The 1,617-nt window shown below is 64.6% G+C and carries 1 protein-coding gene; it reads right to left on the reverse strand.

Annotated elements, in window-relative coordinates:
* Positions 1–91 precede the first annotated feature (91 nt).
* Positions 92–1,426: an IS5 family transposase gene (locus B2G71_RS23520; protein WP_098109087.1), complete on the reverse strand. Its 1,335-nt coding sequence runs from the start codon at positions 1,424–1,426 to the stop codon at positions 92–94.
* Between the last annotated feature and the right edge of the window lie 191 nt (positions 1,427–1,617).

Below are 1,617 nucleotides of genomic sequence, written 5' to 3' on the forward strand. Positions count from 1 at the left end.
GTCGTCCGTGAACAATGCGATTTTGGCTCTGGGACGGCGCAGGGCCATTCGCGGCGGGCTGTGGCGAGCTGTTGTGGCGAGGAAAGTGTGTTCAGGCGGACGGCATTGCGGGCTGCGTCGCAGGGAACAATACCCTGAACAGGGCGCGCAAAAGGGCGCTTAGCCATGCGACGAGCAGACGCAGATTGTGTCCGGCGGCAACCAGGATGGCGTTGACGGCATCGCCGGTAGCCCCGGCAAGGTGATTGCGTTCGAGCAGGCCGTCGGATTTGGTGTGGCCGATGATCGGCTCGATGGCGTTGCGCCGCCGCAGTTCGCGCCGGATGGTAGGCGAGGTGATCCCGCGGGTGTGCGAGACGAAGACCTTTGCCTTTCCGCCATGCTTGTGGCCGCGATAGCCGCGATCGACATAGGCCCGCTCGACGGTGACGCCGGTCAACCGCTCGACCTGTTCGATCTGCGCGGTCAGGGTATGGCCGTCGTAGGGATTGCCGGGCAGCGCCTGCATGCCGACGATGAACTGTCCGCCAGCGGTGCGCGCGTTGGTGACCGCCATCGAGGTCTTCACGCCGAACTCGTAGCGGGTCCTGGCCTTGCCTTTGGCGATGCATTCCACCTCGGGCGCGTGCAGGGCGTAGAGCTTGTCGGTGTCGCCTGCCTTCTGGGCGAGAATCTTCGCCACCCGCTCGCGGGCGAGAGCAAAGGCCGCCTCGAGCGCGTCGTTGCCGGCAATCTTGCGGCCGATGTCGCGGTCGAGCCGGCCCAGCCAGGTCCGCAGCTTGCGCACCCAGCGCATGGCTTGTTTGTGCCCCCGCCCATGGATCAGCCGCGACACATCGCGGCGCGCCTGACGGCCCACGCGCAGGAAGGACTGCCGCAGCTTGATGCCGTGCTGCCTCGCCAACCGGTTGAGCCATTCGATCCCGCGCAGGAGCAGGTGGCTGTCGGTGGGATGGGCAACCGCCTTGGTCTGGACGGTCGTGTCCAGCGTCACCCGCTCGCAGGCCTGAGGTGTCACTGCCTGGGTGCGCAGCGCGACACTGAGCGTTTCGGCCAGGAGCAGCTCAAGCTTGTCAGGCCCGATCCGTCCCCGCCAGCGCGTCATCGACGATCGATCGAACGGCAGCTTGTGCCGGAAGTACTGCTCGCCGCAGAAATACTGCCAATAGGGATTCTCCTTCCAGCGGGCGCAGACCGCCTCGTCCGACAATCCCTCCATGTGCTTGAGCAAATGCAAGCCTGCCATCAGCCGCGTCGGAAGGCCGGGACGCCCCTTCTGGTGATAGAAACGGCCGTAGGCTTCATCGAACCGCGACCAGTCAATCAGCCCCGCCAGCTTCACCAGCGCGTGCTCCATGTCGATCATGTTGTCGAGCTGGCTGCGGAACAGCTCATCGCTGCGCGGGGCGGGCTTCCTGGGCGGCATCGGCAAACCTCATCGTGTGTCGTCCAGCGCACTGAATCACAGCCCGATTTCCAGGGGAAGCCCTCGCGTGCACGGGCGCGCAAAATCACAAGCTTTTGCCACAAATCCCCACAGAACCTTGTGATTTCGATTACTTGGACTTCGATAAAACCCACGCTTTCCTGCGGGCTTCAGCGTTCTTCACCGGCGAC

It is taken from the genome of Novosphingobium sp. PC22D (assembly GCF_002556635.1).
Taxonomy (GTDB): Bacteria; Pseudomonadota; Alphaproteobacteria; order Sphingomonadales; family Sphingomonadaceae; genus Novosphingobium.

Excerpts from the sequence above, each read along its gene's own strand:
- B2G71_RS23520 (WP_098109087.1), bottom strand. The coding sequence starts at position 1,426 with ATGCCGCCCAGGAAGCCCGCCCCGCGCAGCGATGAGCTGTTCCGCAGC.